Origin of the sequence: Cohnella lupini, from assembly GCF_003386205.1 — a bacterium.
Classification (GTDB): domain Bacteria; phylum Bacillota; class Bacilli; order Paenibacillales; family Paenibacillaceae; genus Cohnella; species Cohnella lupini.
This window is the reverse complement of record NZ_QRDY01000056.1, coordinates 1-1670: the sequence shown is the minus strand read 5'-3', so window position 1 is coordinate 1670 and position 1670 is coordinate 1. Positions and strand designations below refer to the sequence as shown.

The following is a 1670-nucleotide window of genomic DNA, read 5'->3' as shown; positions in this document are numbered from 1 at the left end:
GAGGCCACTGAAGAACTAACTGTTTTAATTTAAGCCTTAAGATGAGCGAAGAAAAAGACGACTTCTACTCCCTAAAATTGGGATATAAGTCGTCTTTGCTTATATAAAACGTGCTTTTACCATTTTCCTTTACTCATTCAGCTTTAGTATCCGTTTAAGGTTCACGGCGAAGATCGCCATTGCGCCTTGTAATTCTAGCCCTAATAAACCCGAGGAAGACGCTACGTCATACCCGTGTCTATGTTTGAGTTCGCTGTTCTTCGCTTCAATTTTATATCGTTCCTTAGCTTTTATTCTGAATTCTTCGCTTTCTTGGAACTTCATTTGTTCCGTGTGCTCCAGGGATTTAATACTCACCGAGTAAGATTTGCTCTTTGCTCCGTCTTTGTAGCACCCTGCCTTGAGCGGACACATCTTGCACCTTTCCACATCGAAGTAATAGGTTTCCGTTTGGTTTGTACCGACACCTTTCTTACCTTGCCGCGCTTTTCGAACCGCCATATGGCCAGCCTTGCATACATACATGCCTGCATCTTTATTAAATTGGAACTCTTCTTCCTTCTTGCGAACCCCTTGCGTAATTAACGGATTAAGTTTAGCGACCAACTCAATCTCGTTGTCCTTGCTGTACTTAATGTTTTCCTTTTCGGAGTATGCGGTATCACCAATAACCGTTTTAACTTCCATGCCGGTTGCTTTGCTCTTTTCAATCAACGTTTGTAATTGTTTGCCGTCATTTTTCTCTCCCGTTGTGACTACAGCTGCTGTAATGATTCGTTCTTCGGTCATGGCGATGTGGGTTTTGTATCCGAAAAACGATGAATCCGCACTCTTATGACCTACTCTAGCATCCGGATCTTCCGAGATCCGCAGCTGCTCTAAATCGTCTTCAACAGCTTCCTTCAAGAAGTTGAGGGGCTCTTTGATCTTGGGAAGTTGGCAAACACCGCTTTGCGCCTCGAGCACGGCAATGAGCTTTTGGCAGTAAGAGATCTCATCTTCGAGCACATCATTGGTGTTTTTGGCGGGAAGCTTGGCTTTCAAGGATTCGTCAGCCATGTACACGGCTTTCCTTAGTTTCAGCGAGCGCTCTAGCAACACTTCTCGAGGTGTTTTCTGGTTGTAGCGCGCTTTTGTATGCGTGGCATCGACGATGATGGACTTGCTCGTAATAATGCCTTTCTCAAGGGCAATTTCTACGGTTTTTCCAATCAGCATGTCGAGTAGATTCATATCCTTAAGACGTAATTTGCGAAATTTAGTTAACGAACTGGCGTCAATGACGTCGTCTTCCGGCGCCATATCAAGAAAATACTTAAACGACATGTCGTATCGGGAGCGCTCGACGATATCGACATCGGACAGCTCAAAGATTGCTTTTAGAAGCAAGTACTTGAACATGCGAATCGGGTCAATCGCATTACGACCGTTATCCAGACAGTAGCGCGCTTTCAGCTCTTCGTAAATAAAAGAGAAATCGACCAAATCATTGATTTGGCGAAGCGTATTGTCTTTTGGGATGATGAGGTTATAAAGTTCTATGTAAGGACTTAATTTCATCGTTTGCTGTTGTTGAATCATTAGGTGACCACCCACTTCAGGTTGATATCCTAATTATACAAGGAAAAGGTACAGCCTTCCCCAATAAATTGAGGATTGCTGTACCTTTT

The 1670-nt window shown here is 43.5% G+C and carries 1 protein-coding gene; it reads right to left on the bottom strand.

Going from position 1 to position 1670, the window contains the following annotated elements; translation table 11 throughout:
* Positions 1-129: 129 nt before the first annotated feature.
* Entirely contained in the window at positions 130-1581 is a 1452-nt protein-coding gene (locus DFP95_RS28550; RefSeq protein ID WP_115996077.1) for an IS1182 family transposase, read from the bottom strand.
* Positions 1582-1670: the final 89 nt, after the last annotated feature.